The 14,560-nt window shown below is 68.2% G+C and carries 13 protein-coding genes; 12 read left to right on the forward strand and 1 reads right to left on the reverse strand.

Annotation, left to right across the window (positions count from 1 at the left end):
- Positions 1-3: 3 nt before the first annotated feature.
- From BHQ18_RS20950 to BHQ18_RS20995, 10 genes are read left to right on the forward strand one after another with little or no spacing between them, the layout of a single operon-like run.
- Entirely contained in the window at positions 4-1,872 is a 1,869-nt protein-coding gene (locus tag BHQ18_RS20950) for a flavin-containing monooxygenase (protein ID WP_069415568.1), read from the forward strand.
- Positions 1,865-2,788 (forward strand): SDR family NAD(P)-dependent oxidoreductase, encoded by a 924-nt coding sequence (locus BHQ18_RS20955; RefSeq protein ID WP_069415569.1) that lies wholly within the window; start codon positions 1,865-1,867, stop codon positions 2,786-2,788. The genes BHQ18_RS20950 and BHQ18_RS20955 overlap by 8 nt, the downstream gene beginning before the upstream one ends.
- Positions 2,781-3,935: a CaiB/BaiF CoA transferase family protein gene (locus tag BHQ18_RS20960; RefSeq protein WP_069415570.1), complete on the forward strand. Its 1,155-nt coding sequence runs from the start codon at positions 2,781-2,783 to the stop codon at positions 3,933-3,935. The genes BHQ18_RS20955 and BHQ18_RS20960 overlap by 8 nt, the downstream gene beginning before the upstream one ends.
- 14 nt (positions 3,936-3,949) lie before the next feature.
- Positions 3,950-5,089 carry an acyl-CoA dehydrogenase family protein gene (locus tag BHQ18_RS20965; protein ID WP_205866159.1) on the forward strand — a complete coding sequence of 380 codons (1,140 nt, stop codon included), beginning with the start codon at positions 3,950-3,952 and terminating at the stop codon, positions 5,087-5,089.
- Positions 5,086-6,003: an acyl-CoA dehydrogenase family protein gene (locus BHQ18_RS20970; protein ID WP_069415572.1), complete on the forward strand. Its 918-nt coding sequence runs from the start codon at positions 5,086-5,088 to the stop codon at positions 6,001-6,003. The genes BHQ18_RS20965 and BHQ18_RS20970 overlap by 4 nt, the downstream gene beginning before the upstream one ends.
- The gene (locus BHQ18_RS20975) at positions 6,000-6,926 is read left to right on the forward strand and encodes a Gfo/Idh/MocA family protein (RefSeq protein WP_069415573.1); all 927 of its coding nucleotides are present in this window, start codon (positions 6,000-6,002) and stop codon (positions 6,924-6,926) included. The genes BHQ18_RS20970 and BHQ18_RS20975 overlap by 4 nt, the downstream gene beginning before the upstream one ends.
- Positions 6,923-8,089 carry an acyl-CoA dehydrogenase family protein gene (locus BHQ18_RS20980; protein ID WP_069415574.1) on the forward strand — a complete coding sequence of 389 codons (1,167 nt, stop codon included), beginning with the start codon at positions 6,923-6,925 and terminating at the stop codon, positions 8,087-8,089. The genes BHQ18_RS20975 and BHQ18_RS20980 overlap by 4 nt, the downstream gene beginning before the upstream one ends.
- Positions 8,089-9,027, forward strand: coding sequence for an acyl-CoA dehydrogenase family protein (locus BHQ18_RS20985; protein WP_069415575.1), 939 nt, complete (start codon positions 8,089-8,091; stop codon positions 9,025-9,027). The genes BHQ18_RS20980 and BHQ18_RS20985 overlap by 1 nt, the downstream gene beginning before the upstream one ends.
- An 11-nt stretch (positions 9,028-9,038) precedes the next feature.
- Complete coding sequence (locus BHQ18_RS20990) at positions 9,039-10,754, forward strand: thiamine pyrophosphate-binding protein (protein ID WP_069415576.1); 1,716 nt, start codon at positions 9,039-9,041, stop codon at positions 10,752-10,754.
- Positions 10,755-10,781: 27 nt separating this feature from the next.
- Positions 10,782-12,215: an aldehyde dehydrogenase family protein gene (locus BHQ18_RS20995; protein WP_069415577.1), complete on the forward strand. Its 1,434-nt coding sequence runs from the start codon at positions 10,782-10,784 to the stop codon at positions 12,213-12,215.
- 271 nt (positions 12,216-12,486) lie between these two features.
- On the opposite strand, the gene BHQ18_RS21000 is transcribed toward BHQ18_RS20995, so the two are convergent.
- Positions 12,487-12,807: a DUF1330 domain-containing protein gene (locus BHQ18_RS21000; RefSeq protein WP_069415642.1), complete on the reverse strand. Its 321-nt coding sequence runs from the start codon at positions 12,805-12,807 to the stop codon at positions 12,487-12,489.
- Between the two features lie 4 nt (positions 12,808-12,811).
- On the opposite strand from BHQ18_RS21000, the gene BHQ18_RS21005 reads away from it, so the two are divergent.
- The gene (locus BHQ18_RS21005) at positions 12,812-13,714 is read left to right on the forward strand and encodes an amidohydrolase family protein (protein ID WP_069415578.1); all 903 of its coding nucleotides are present in this window, start codon (positions 12,812-12,814) and stop codon (positions 13,712-13,714) included.
- Between the two features lie 69 nt (positions 13,715-13,783).
- The gene (locus BHQ18_RS21010) at positions 13,784-14,560 is read left to right on the forward strand and encodes a VOC family protein (protein WP_069415579.1); all 777 of its coding nucleotides are present in this window, start codon (positions 13,784-13,786) and stop codon (positions 14,558-14,560) included.

Raw genomic sequence — 14,560 nt, forward strand, 5'->3', positions numbered from 1 at the left:
CCGATGACTTTGTCCGATTCGAGGCCCGACACCTGCGGGCCGACTCAGACGCCCGACGACATCGACATCGACGCGCTGCGCGAGAAGTACGCACAGGAACGCGCCAAGCGGCTGCGGCCCGAAGGCGGCTCGCAGTACCTGGAACTGGAGGGCGAGTTCGCCGAGTTCTACGAAGTCGACCCGTACACGACGGTCACCGAGCGTGACCCGATCGCCGAGGACGTCGAGGTCGTTATTCTCGGCGGCGGTTTTTCCGGACTTCTGGCCGGGGCGTACCTGACGAAGGCCGGAGTGACCGGGATCCGGGTGATCGAGATGGCCGGCGACTTCGGGGGCGTGTGGTACTGGAACCGGTTCCCCGGAATCCAATGCGACAACGACGCATACTGTTACATCCCGCTGCTCGAAGAGCTCGACTTCATGCCGAGCAAGAAGTTCGCCGACGGCGCCGAGATCTTCGAGCACTGCCGCAACATCGGAAAGCAGTTCGGTCTCTACGACGGCGCGCTGTTCTCGACCCAGGTCCGCGAACTCCACTGGGACGACGCGCTGCGGCGGTGGCGGATCAGCACCAACCGCGGCGACGACATCCGGGCCCGGTTCGTGGTGATGGCGCAGGGCTCCTACAACCGTCCCAAGCTGCCCGGCATCCCGGGCATCAAGGACTACCGGGCTGCTGGAGGCCACGTATTCCACTCCGCGCGTTGGGACTACGAGTACACCGGCGGGAACGCCGACGGCGGCCTGCACAAGCTGGCGGACAAGCGGGTGGCGCTGGTGGGCACCGGGGCGACCGGTATCCAGTTGGTGCCCCATCTCGGCCGGGACGCCCAGCACCTGTTCGTCTTCCAGCGCACGCCGTCCTCGGTCGACGAGCGGGTCAACACCCCCACCGATCCGGAGTGGGCCGCGTCGCTGCAGCCGGGGTGGCAGGAGGAACGCAAGCGGAACTTCCACAACTGGTCGCCGTTCGTCGGCGTGGTGTTCGGCGAGCCGGACCTGGTGTGCGACTTCTGGACTGAGCTCGGGCGCAATCTGACCGCGCGGATCGGCGCCCTCGAGGATCCCGCGTCGGTCACCGTCGAACAGATCATGGCTTTCCGGGAAGAAGAGGACTACAAGATCATGGAGCGGCTGCGGCGCCGCGTGGAAGCCGTCGTGGAGGATCCCGCGACGGCAGAAGCGCTCAAGCCGTACTACCGCTTCATGTGCAAGCGCCCGACCTCCAGCGAGCACTACCTGACCACGTTCAACCGGCCCAACGTGACCTTGGTCGACGTGTCGGCCACCAAGGGGGTGGAGCGGCTGACCGAGAAGGGCATCGTCGCCAACGGCGAAGAGTACGAGGTCGATTGCGTCATCTTCGCGAGCGGATTCGAGATCTCCACGGAGATCAGCCGCCGTTACGCGATCGACCGCATCGTCGGCCGGGACGGGCTGTCGCTGTTCGACCACTGGAAGGACAGCTACAAGACGCTGCACGGCATGACCAGCCGCGGATTCCCCAACCAGTTCTTCATGGGATTCATCCAGGGCGGCGTGTCAGCGAACACCACCGCGATGTTCGAGCAGCAGGCCAAGCACATCGCCTACCTCATCGCCGAGGCGCAGAAGCGGGGAGCGACCACGGTCGAACCCTCCCAGGAGGGGCAGGACAACTGGGTCGCGACCGTCCGCGAACTGGCGATCGACAACTCGGCATTCGAACTGTCCTGCACTCCCGGCTATTACAACAACGAGGGCCGCGGCGGCGCCGAAGGCAACGGAGCGTTCCTCGGTGACTTCTACTCGCCGGGCTTCTACGCCTTCGACGAACTCATCGCCGGGTGGCGGGACAGCGGCAACCTGGAGGGCCTGGAACTCCGTGGCTGACCTGGGCTTCGACGGTCGTGTCGCCGTCGTCACCGGTGGCGGTCGGGGCCTGGGCCGCGAGTACGCGCTGCTGCTGGCCAGTCGCGGCGCCAAGGTCGTGGTCAACGACGCCGGCGGAAGCCTCGCCGGTGACGGTTCGGACACCGGACCCGCGGCCGACGTGGTGCGCGAAATCGTCGACGCCGGTGGACAAGCCGTCGCCAGCACCGACTCGGTGGCCACCCCCGACGGCGGCCGGGCCATCGTCGAGACCGCCGTCGAACGGTACGGGCGCATCGACATCCTGATCCACAACGCCGGCAACGTCCGGCGGGCACCGCTGAGGGAGATGTCCTACGACGACTTCGAAGCCGTGCTCGACGTGCACCTGCGCGGCGCGTTCCACGTTGTGCGGCCGGCGTTCCCGCTGATGTGCGACGCCGGATACGGCCGCATCGTGCTGACGTCGTCGATCGGCGGCCTCTACGGCAACCACGAGGTCGCCAACTACGCCGTCGCCAAGGCGGGGGTGATCGGGCTGTCCAACGTCGCTGCGATGGAGGGCGCCGCGCACGGCGTGGTCAGCAACGTGATCGTGCCCGCGGCGGTGACCCGGATGGCCGAAGGCCTCGACACGTCGGCCTACCCGCCGATGGGTGCCGACCTGGTGGCCCCCGCAGTCGGCTGGCTGGCTCACGAAACCTGCTCGATCACCGGCGAAGTGATGATCGCGCTGGCCGGCCGGGTCGCGCGCGCGGTGGTCGCCGAGACCCCCGGGGTGTACCAGCCGTCGTGGACCATCGAGCAGGTCGGCGAACAGCTGAGCGCGATCCGCGACACCACCGACCCCGTGGTCTTCCCCGTCGTTCCCGACGGCCACAACGACCACATCCGGTACAGCTTCGCGATGGCCAAACAGGGGGCCGTGCATGCCTAGCGGCCCGCTCTCCGGCGTACGTGTCGTCGACCTCACCGCGATGGTGATGGGACCGTACTGCACCCAGATCATGGCCGACATGGGTGCCGAGGTCATCAAAATCGAACCGCCGCAGGGGGATAACACCCGGTTCATCTCGGTCGGGCCCGCGCCGGGAATGAGCGGGGTGTTCGTCAATGTCAACCGCGGCAAACGCAGCGTCGTACTCGACCTGCAGACCGACGCGGGCAAGACGGCACTGCGGGCACTGATCGGACGCGCCGACGTGTTCATCCACTCGATGCGCGCCAAGGCGGTCGCCAAACTGGGCTTCGGGTACGACGCCGTCGCCGCGATCAACCCCGCCATCGTCTACACTAACTGCTACGGCTACGGCCGCCGCGGACCCGACCGTGACCGCCCCGCCTACGACGACACCATCCAGGCCGAATCCGGATTACCCGCCGTGCAGAAGCAATTGACCGGCGAAGCGGACTACGTCGGCACCATCATGGCCGACAAGGTCGCCGGCCTGACCGCGCTCTACGCCACCACGATGGCGCTGTTCCACCGCGAACGCACCGGCGAGGGCCAAGAGGTCGAGGTCGCCATGTTCGAGACCATGGCATCCTTCATGCTGGTCGAACATGCCAACGGCGCCATGTTCGACCCCCCACTGGGACCGGCGGTCTATCCGCGCACGGTCGCGCCGAACCGCACACCGTACGAGACCAGCGATGGCTACGTCGCCGCGCTGATCTACAACGACAAACACTGGAACGCGTTCATCGACGCGGTCAAACCGGCGTGGAACAACAGCACCTACGCCACCCTGGAACAGCGGGCGCACAACATCGACGCCGTCTACGGCCTACTGGCCCAGACGATGAAGGAGCGCACCACCGCCGAATGGCTGGACCTGTTCCGGGAACTCGAGATCCCGGCCGCGCCGCTGAACACCCCCGACGCGCTGTTCGACAACGAACACCTCAACGCGGTCGGGCTGTTCGAGACCGTCGACACCCAGCACGGGAAGGTGCGCTTTCCCGGTGTGCCGACCTGGTTTTCCCGCACCCCCGGCAAGGTCGCGGGCCCCGCGCCGGACTTGGGCGCCGACACCGAAGACGTGCTGGCCGAACTCGGCCTGACCGCGTCGGAGAGGGCGTAGCCGTGGACTTCGAGATGGGGCAGAGAGCAGCGGAGTTGCGCGGGGAACTGCGTGCCCTGGTCGACGAGCACGTACCGGAGAACTACCTCGGCGCGTTCACCGACGATCCAGCCGATCTGGAGGTGGCGCAACAGTTCTGCCGCATGCTGGCCGAACGTGAACTGCTGTGCCTGGCCTGGCCCAAGGAGTTCGGCGGCGGCGCGGCGTCGGTGTGGGAGCAGACCGTGGTGCGCGAGGAGATGTGGGCGCACCACGAACCGCGCGGCGCCCAGTACATGGGCGTCAACTGGGTCGGCCCGATCATCATGCGGCACGGCACCGAGGCCCAGCAGCGCAAGCACCTGCCGCCGATCGCGCGCGGCGAGGTGATCTGGTGTCAGGGCTTCTCCGAACCCGAGGCCGGCTCCGATCTGGCGTCGCTGCGCACCACCGCCCGCCCCGATGGCGACGGCTGGCTGGTCAGCGGGCAGAAGATCTGGACGTCGTACGCGACGATGGCGCAGTGGTGCTTCCTGCTCGCTCGCACGTCGCGCGGTGAGAAAAAGCAGCAGGGCCTCACGATTTTCCTTGTCCCGATGGATGACCCGGCGATCCAGGTCCGGCCGATCCGCTCCATGTTGGGCCCGCACCACCTCAACGAGGTGTTCTTCGACGACCTGCGGGTCACCGAGGCCGACGTGCTCGGGACGGTCGACGCGGGCTGGTCGGTGGTGCAGGACGTGATGGCATTCGAGCGCGTCGGCATCGCCCGCTACGCCCGCTGCGAACGTCTGCTGGCCGCCGCACCCACCGTGCTCGGCGACCGCTGGGACGACCTTCCGGGGGAGTTGCGCGGCCGGTGGATCCGGATGCTGACGCACTGCCGGCGGGCCCGGTTGATGGCCTACCGGGTGGTTTCGCTGCAGAGCAGCGGCCGCATCCAGCCGGGTGACGCCGCGGCCTACCGGATCGCGGTGACCAAGCTCGACCAGGACAGCGCCGAGGTGCTGATGGACATCGCCGCCGAGGTGTCCCACGACGACCGGCGGGCCGCGTGGTTCCTCGGTGAGGTCGACGACCACTGGAGATACTCGCAGGCCTCGACCGTCTCGTCGGGAAGCATTGAGATGCAACGGATTCTGCTGTCACGCGCGATGCTGGCGGTGGCGCGGTGAATCTCGAACTGTCCGAGGACGCCGCCGAGTACGGCCGTCAGGCGCTGCGCGCGTTCGAGGCCGCCGGGGGTGACGAACTGGTCCAGCAGGCCGAGGCCAAACCCGAGGCGCGCGAATCGCTGGTCGGCCCGGTACTGGCCGGTCTGGGCGCCTGGGACCTCGACGCGCGCAGCGACGCCGACGGGCTGGAAGCCGCCGCGGCGCTGTGCCGCAGCGCGGGATACTGGGCGCTGCCGTACCCGGTCGCCGAACGGCTGGCCGCCCCGACCGACCTCGACACCGACGGCCTGATCGTGGTGGCCGGCAACCGGCCCGCGGCCGCCGTCGGCGGTCTCGAGACCCGTTGGTCCACAGTCACCCTGGGCGGCGTCCGCGGTACCGTGACCGGAACCGGGCCCGTCGGGCCGGGCTTCGTGTCCGAGCTGCAGACCTCCGCCGTCGACGATCAGGGCGCCGCCGACGTCGCGCTCGGACTGGTGCTGCCGTGCTGGACGCTTCTGGGCATGCTCGACCGCGCAATCGAATTGACCGTCGCGCACGTCAGCCTGCGCAAGCAGTTCGGGCAGACACTGTCGTCGTTCCAGGGTGTGCAGTTCCAGCTGACCGACGCCGAGGTCGAGCGCAGCGGACTGGACATCCTGGCCAAGTACGCGTTGTGGAGCATCGCCACCGGCCGTCCCGAAGCGCTGACCGACGCGCTGGCGCTGCGGTTGTCGGCACTCGAAGCCGCCGAAATCGTGTTCCGGGTCTGCCACCAGCTGCACGGCGCGGTCGGCTTCTGCGACGAGACCACGCTGTCGTGGCTGTCGCGCTACAGCCAACCGCTACGCCGGCTGCCGCTGGGCCTGTCCGCGACCCGCGAAGCCCTGACCCGCACCGCCGGCCGCGCAGGTCTGACGGGACTGTACGCATGAAGGTCGCGGTGATCGGCACCGGTTTCGGCAAGCACGCGGCGGCACCCGCATACGCCGAAGCCGGCTTCGACGTCGAGGTCGTCAGCCCGCGCGACGACGCCGCGGTCAAGGCGGCGTTGGCTTCCGACGTCGATCTGGTCTCCGTGCATTCGCCGCCGTTCCTGCATCTCGAGCATGTCAGCGGTGCGCTCGAGAACGGCCGTCCGGTGCTGTGCGACAAGCCGTTCGGACGCAACGCCGACGAAGCGGTACGGATGCGCGAGATGGCCGACGAGGCCGGTGTGCTGCATTTCCTGAACTTCGAGTTCCGGTTCAACGAGTCGTGGGCGCGGCTCAAGGAACTGGCCGACAGCGGGGCGATCGGCACACCGCGACACCTGCACTGGACGTACTTCTCGAGCGGGCTGCGCGGCCGCGAGTTCGGCTGGATCAACGACCGCGACCTCGGCGGCGGCTGGATCGGCGCCTACGGCTCGCATCTGATCGACTTCACCCGGTGGCTCTTCGGCAGCGAGGTCACCGACTGCGGCGGCGTCACCCGCCTCGACGGGTCGCCCACGCAGGCCACCGCCGAGGATGCGTATGCGGCGTGGTTCGCATTGGCGAACGGCACCACCGCCGTCCACGACACCGGGTTCGCCTGCGCCGTACCCTCGGCGCCGTCGGTCACGCTGATCGGAAGCGATGGCACCGCCGAATTGGCGTCCGACACCACGCTTGTGGTGCGGCGGCCGGGCGCGGACCCCGAGACCGCCGAGTTTGCACCGCCGCCGCGGCGCTCACCGCCGCCCGCGCTGTCGACGTTCTTCGGTCGCGTGGCCGAGGCGCTGCGCACCGGCACCCAGATCGCCCCGTCCTTCGACGACGGTGTCGCGGTCGCGCGTGTCATGGACGAGCTGCGGGCCAAGGCGGTGCGGCTGTGAGCGCCGACCTCGACCAGTTCCGCCAGACAGTGCGGCAGTGGTGCGTCGAGCACATCCCGTCGGACTGGCGCGAAACCCAGACCGGCGCAACCGATGAGCAGTTCGTGGCCTTTCAGAAGCAGTGGTTCGCCACACTGCACAGCGCCGGCTACGCCGTCCCGCACTGGCCCGCCGAGTGGGGCGGCGGCATGTCGGTGCCCGAGCAGGTGGTGCTGTACCAGGAGTTGGCCGCCCACGACGCGCCGCGGTTGGTGCTGGCGTTCGTCGGTATTCACCACGCCGCGTCGACGCTGCTGGTCGCCGGTACCGAGGAGCAGCGTCGACGACATCTGCCCGCGATCCTGGACGGCGAGATCTGGGTGCAGGGCTTCTCCGAACCCGAAGCCGGATCCGACCTGGCCAGCCTGCGCACCACCGCGCGACGCGACGGCGACTCCTACATCGTCAACGGGCAGAAGCTGTGGGCCAGCGGCGGCAAGCACGCCGACTGGTGCCTGCTGCTGGCCCGTACCGACCCGGATGCGCCCAAGCGCAAGGGAATCTCGTACTTCCTGCTCGACATGACCACACCCGGCGTCGAGGTCCGTCCCATCCGCAACGCGGTCGGCGACTCGCACTTCTGCGAGATCTTCCTCAACGACGTGGCGATCCCCGCGGCGAACCTGGTCGGCGAGCAGAATGCGGGCTGGCAGGTGGCCCAGGCCACCCTGGGCGCCGAGCGCGGCATGACCATGCTGGAACTCGCCGAACGCCTCGGCAACGCCGGCTTCCGCTGGCTGGTGCAAAGCGCTCCGGTCGACGACCCGATCGTCGCCGACCGGCTCGCACAGTTCGAGACCGAGCTGACCGGACTGCGCGGGCTATGCCGAAAAGTGGTCGAGGACAACGAGAGCGGCACCGCCGGGCCGGCCGACGCCTCGATCGTCAAGCTGTTCTACAGCGAGCTGCTGCAGCGCATGACCGACTTCGGCGCCGAAGTCGGCGGGTTGGCCGCCCACACCGAACTGGCCAAACCGGCCTCCAGCGGATGGGAGTCCGGCGCGTGGGTGCTCGACTTCATCGGATCGTGGGAATGGACGATCCCCGGCGGCGCCAGCGAGATCCAACGCACGATCATCGGCGAGCGCGGCCTGGGCCTGCCGCGGGAACCGAGCGCCCTCTGATGACCGACTTCACCGAATTCCACGACGAACTGCGCGCGGTCGCTTCCGGCATCCTCGCCAAGGACGTCGACTGGTCGACGCTGGTCGAGGCGGGCTGGGTCGGACTCGAGGTGCCCGAACAGTACGGCGGGGCCGGTGCGTCGTTCGCCGAAGTCGCGGTCATCTGCGAGGAGATCGGCCGCGCCGCGGCCGCCACCAGTTTCCTGGGCAGCGCGGTGCTGACCGTCGCCACACTGAACGCGTTGGCGCCCAGCGCCACTCGCGACCGGCTGCTCACCGAGGTGGCCGCCGGGACGACACGGCTGGCGGTGGCGCTGCCACCGTACGACTTCGTACCCGATGCCGAGGGCGCCGACCGCGTCCTGGTCGTCACCGACCGCGGCGTCGCGGTGACCGAACAGCAGGCCACGCCGCGACCCGTCGTCGACCAGACCCGCAGGCTGGCCGCCGTCGCGGTCGAGGACTCAGCCGAACTGCTCCCCTTCGCCGATGACGGCGCCGCGTCACGGCTGCGCGACCGCGCGGCCGTCGCCGTGGCCTGCGACAGCCTCGGACTCAGCGAGGCCATGCTCGCCGCCACCGTCGACTACGTGAAGGTGCGTCAGCAGTTCGGTAGGGCCATCGGCTCGTTCCAGGCCGTCAAGCACGCCTGCGCCGACATGCAGGTCAGCATCGCGGTGTCGCGCCAACTCGTCGGTGACGCGGTACGCGCCGTCACCGAGCAGTCACCCGAGGCCGCGGTCGCGGTGGCCATGGCCAAGTCGTACACCTGCGCGGCCGCCGTCGACGTCGCCGGGAAAGCCATGCAATTGCACGGCGGCATCGGCTACACGTGGGAGAGCGGCATCCACGTCTACCTCAAACGCGCCACCCTCAACCGTTCACTGTTCGGATCGCCTGCGGCGCACCGGAAAACACTCTCGCAGCGCTACCACTAGAAGGAGAACTCATGGGCGTACCCGTTTACAAGCGCATTCTCGACCTCTTCGAGGCCGAGGGAGTCAACACGTTGTTCGGCATCCCCGACCCCAACTTCGTGCACATGTTCACCGAGGCCGACGCCCGCGGCTGGTCGGTCGTCGCACCGCACCACGAGCTGAGTGCGGGGTTCATGGCCGAGGCCGCGTCGCGGATGACCGGTGCGCCGGGGCTGTGCATCGGCACACTGGGCCCGGGCATGGCGAACATCGCCGGCGCGATCCAGTGCGCGCTGGTCGAGAACTCGCCCGTCATCGTGCTCGGCGGCCAGCGTGCCCGCATCACCGAGCGCCGCGTGCGCCGCGGCCGCATCCAGTTCGTCCAGCAGGAGGACCTGTTCAAGAACTCGGTCAAGTTCAGCAGCTCGATCGAGTACGCCGACCAGACCGACGAGATCATCCGCGAGGCCGTCCGGCAGTCCATGTCGGGCACGCCGGGACCGTCCTACGTCGAGTTCCCGTCGCACATCATCCTCGAAGAGCTCGACGTACCGGATCCGTTGCCGCCGAACCGTTATCGCCTTGTCAACCAGGGCGCCGGCGAGCGTGAGATCGCCGAGGCCGTCGCCCTGATCCGCACGGCCAAGAACCCGATCCTGCTGGTGGGCCACGGGGTTCACACCTCACGCACCCAGGAGCAGGTACGGGAACTGGCTGAGCTGATGGCCTGCCCGGTGATCCAGACATCCGGTGGTACGTCGTTCATCCCGGGTCTGCAGGACCGCACGTTCCCGTACCTGTTCTCGCCGGCCGCCAACGAGGCCGTCGAGCAGTCCGATCTGTGTCTGGCGCTGGGCACCGAACTCGGCGAGCCCATGCACTACGGCAAGACCCAGCACTGGGCCGACAATGACGCGAACCGCAAATGGATTCTGGTGGAACAGGATCCGACCGCGATCGGCGTAAACCGGCCGATCGACGTGCCGCTGGTCGGTGATCTGCGCGGGGTGGTGCCGCAGCTGGTGGAGGCGCTCCGCCAGAGCCCGCGGACCCCGTCGGCCGACCTCGAGAAGCTGATCAAGGCCGATGCGGCCGAGCTGGCCCGGGTCGCTGAGGAGGCGCCGAGCGGACGGGCGCCGATCCATCCGGCGCGCTACGTCGTCGAGTCCACCAAGGCGTTCGACGAGTGCACCGAGGACGGCATCCTGGTCCGCGACGGCGGCGCCACGGTGATCTTCCAGTGGACCTACTCGCAGACCAAACCGCGCGACGTGATCTGGAACCAGAACTTCGGCCACCTCGGCACCGGCCTGCCCTACGCCGTCGGCGCGTCGGTCGCCGAGGGCCGCAAGCGCCCGGTCATGCTGCTGACCAGTGACTCGGCGTTCCTGTTCCACATCGCCGAGCTCGAGACCGCGGTCCGGGAGAACCTGCCGCTGGTGTGCGTGGTCGGCGTGGACCACCAGTGGGGACTGGAGGTCGGCGTGTACAAGCGCACGTTCGAGCAGCCGTCGCCGCAGCCCGGTGTGCACTGGAGCAAGGACGTGCGGATGGACAAGATCGCCGAAGGTTTCGGCTGCCACGGCGAATACGTCGAGAAGGACGATGAGATCGGCCCGGCGATCAAGCGGGCGTTCGCCAGCGGCAAGCCCGCCGTCGTCCACGTCTGCATCGACCCGAAGGCCAACTCCGAGGAGATGCCGAAGTACGACCGATTCCGCACCTGGTATGCAGAAGGAACCCAGTAGGGCACCGAACTAGGGGAGAGTGGACCCATGCGTGAATATCTGAAGCACTACATCGACGGCCAGTGGGTCGACCCGGTCCGCCCGAACTCGCTGGAGGTCGACAACCCGACCACCGAGGAGGTCTCCGGGAAGATCGCGCTGGGCTCGTCGGCCGACGTCGACGTGGCGGTCACCGCGGCCCGGCGGGCGTTCGCCACCTGGTCGCAGACCACGCCCGAGGAGCGGCTCGAACTGCTCGGCGCGATCATGGCCGAATACCAGAAGCGGTCCGGCGATCTGGCCGAGGCGGTCACCGAGGAGATGGGCGCACCGGCGTCGCTGGCTTCGGGTCCGCAGGTCAACCTCGGCATGGGGCACCTGGCGACCGCGATCGACGCGCTGAAGAACTTCAAATTCGAAGAGCAGCACGGCAGCACGCTGGTGGTCAAGGAGCCGATCGGCGTTTGCGGGCTGATCACCCCGTGGAACTGGCCGATCAACCAGATCGCCTGCAAGGTGTTCCCGGCGCTGGCCACCGGCAACACGATGGTGCTCAAACCGTCGGAGGTGGCTCCGTACTCGGCGCAGATCTTCACCGAAATCCTTGATGCCGCAGGGGTTCCCGCCGGTGTCTACAACCTCGTCTACGGCGACGGCCCCGGTGTCGGGGTGCCGTTGTCGAGCCATCCCGACATCGACATGGTGTCGTTCACCGGGTCGACCCGCGCCGGGATCGAGGTGGCGCGCAACGCCGCCCCGACCGTCAAGCGGGTCACACAGGAACTCGGCGGCAAGAGCCCGAACATCGTGCTCGACGACGACGACTTCGCCAAGAGCGTGGCCGCGGGCACGTCGGTGATGATGATGAACAGCGGGCAGAGCTGCAACGCGCCGTCGCGCATGCTGGTGCCGAACTCGCGGATGGACGAGGCGATCGCGGTGGCCAAGGAGACCGCCAGTGCGGTCAAGGTCGGCGACCCGGGCGACAAGACCGCGATCGGCCCGGTGGCCTCGCGCGCACAGTTCGAGAAGATTCAGGGCCTGATTCAGAAGGGCATCGACGAGGGCGCGACGCTCGTCGTCGGCGGTCCCGGCCGTCCCGACGGTATCGACAAGGGCTACTACGTCAAGCCGACGGTGTTCGCCAACGTCACCAACGACATGACGATCGCGCGCGAGGAGATCTTCGGCCCGGTGCTGTGCATCCTGGGCTACGACGACCTCGATCAGGCCGTCGAGATCGGCAACGACACCGAATACGGTCTGGCGGGCTATGTTTCGGGCGCCGACCTGGAGAAGGCGCGCTCGGTGGCCCGCCGGATCCGCGCCGGTTCGGTCGCGATCAACCACGGTTTCGACATGAACGCGCCGTTCGGCGGCTACAAGCGCAGCGGGAATGGCCGCGAGTGGGGCCAGTTCGGCTTCGACGAGTATCTCGAGGTCAAGGCCGCGCTCGGCTACGCGCCGGAGCCCGCCGGGTAAGGGTTCGGCCGGTCCTGGTCCTGGTCCTGGTCGTCGAGCGTCGGGTTTATGGCGTGAATTCGCCGGAAATGCGTGAAAAACCCGACGCTCGGTGCGCGGTGGGTTGCCGCGCTGGAGTCCGCTGGCTGAGGGTTCGGCCGGTCCTGGTCGTCGAGCGTCGGGTTTATGGCGCGAATTCGCCGGAAATGCGCGAAAAACCCGACGCTCGGCGCGCGGTGGGTTTCGTGGCTGCCGCGTCGGGTGAGGGTTCGGCGCGCTCAGGCGCCGAGGTTCACGCCTTGAGTAGCGGCCGCAAGTCGTCGAGGCGGTCGAACAGGTGCCACACATACGACGACGACCCGTTCTCCCGATGGGCATGCAGGTCGGCGAGATCCGGGTCGTCGCAGTAGCTGTCGAACGCCTCCTTCGAATCCCACTCGACGAGGATCAGCACCTTGCGGGGTTCGATGTCACCGAGAACGGCCTCACGGAACTGCCCGAGCGCGACGACGCGACCGCCGTGTTCGGCGACCTCCCGCGGTGACCGCCGCGAATAGGCGAGATACTCGTCGCGGTTCGCGACGTCGAACAGGTTCAGCGCATATATCGTCACGTGGGTGACGGTACCCGCCGAGAAGTACCAGTACGGGATCGATTTCGGCTCGATCGCAGCGATCGACATCCACACGCACGTGGAGGTCGACGGCCACGGGCACAGGGCCTACGTCGACGAACTCGTCGAGGCCACCGAGAAGTACTTCAAGATGCCGCCGGGCGCGATCGCGGGCGTCGACGCGATCGCCGATCTCTACCGGCAGCACAACACCGCCGCGGTGGTGTTCACCATCGACGCGCGCACGGCCATGCGGCACACCCCGAACTCGATCGAAGACCTCGTCGCCGGCGCGGCGCGCAACAACGACGTGCTGATCCCGTTCGGCAGCGTGGACCCGTGGCACGAGCGCCGGGCCGTGCACCGCGTCCACGAACTCGTGCGCGACTACGGGGTGAAGGGCTTCAAGTTCCACCCGAGCATGCAGGCGTTCGAACCCAACGACCGGCGCTTCTACCCGATCTACGAAGCGATCGTCGAGGCCGGCGTGCCCGCGCTGTTCCACACCGGCCAGACCGGCATGGGCTCCGGGTTACCCGGCGGGCACCGCATCAAGCTGCGCTACTCCGACCCGATGCTGCTCGACGACGTCGCTGCCGACTTTCCCGAGTTGACGCTCGTGATGGCCCATCCCGCGGTGCCGTGGGTCGACTCGCAGATCGCGATCGCCACCCACAAGGCCAACGTCTACATCGACCTGTCCGGTTGGAGCCCGAAGTACTTCCCGCCGCAGTTGGTCAGCGCGATGAGCCGCCAACTGCGCACCAAGGTGTTGTTCGGCACGGACTTCCCCTACATCCGGATCGACCGGTGGCGCCGCGACTTCGAGACCCTCGACGTCGACCCGGCGGTGGTGCCGCTGATCTACAAGGGCAACGCGCTGCGGGTCCTGGGGGTGACCGCGTAGCGGCGATGAGTTTCTGCGGCGGTGGTGGTCTGCACCGGGTAGACACACTCACTTCGAGAAGGAGACCCCATGTCCGTCCGCACCTCCACCCCCGTCGGCGCACCCATCTGGATCGACCTGGCGACCTCGGATATCGCACGCTCCCAAGCCTTCTACGGCGAGGTGTTCGGCTGGACGTTCGAGTCCTCGGGGCCCGAATACGGCGGCTACGTCACCGCGCTCAAGGACGGCCGACCGGTCGCGGGCCTGATGTCCAACGACCCGCAGTGGAACAGTCCCGACGGCTGGACCACCTACTTGCACACCACCGACGCCAAAGCGACGCTGGCCAAGGCTTTCGCCGCCGGCGCGACCACCTGCGGGATGGACGAGCCGATGCCGGTGCCCGACAAGGGCGTGATGGGCCTGCTCGCCGACACCGACGGGGCGTTCGTCGGCCTGTGGCAGCCGACGGGGCACCGCGGCTTCGACCTCGTCAACGAGCATGGCGCACCGGTGTACTTCCAGTGGACCGGCCGCGATATCGCCAAGGCGCAGGCGTTCTATCAAGAGGTGTTCGGCTGGCAGATCGAGGTCGTTTCCGACACCGACGAATTCCGCTACCGCACAGCGCTGTTCGACGGCGAAGCACTGCTCGGCATGATGGACGGCAGCGCCTTCCTGCCCGAGGGGGTGCCGTCGAACTGGAGCTTCTACTTCGGCGCCGACGACGTCGACAAGTCCGTGCAGCAGATCCTCGACAACGGCGGCAGCGTGGTGCGCGACGCCGAGGACACCCCCTACGGCCGCCTGGCCGCCGTCGCCGACCCGACCGGGGCGGCGTTCAACCTGTCGTCGCTGCAGTGA

Source organism: Mycolicibacterium flavescens (assembly GCF_001722335.1).
Taxonomy (GTDB): Bacteria; Actinomycetota; Actinomycetes; order Mycobacteriales; family Mycobacteriaceae; genus Mycobacterium; species Mycobacterium flavescens.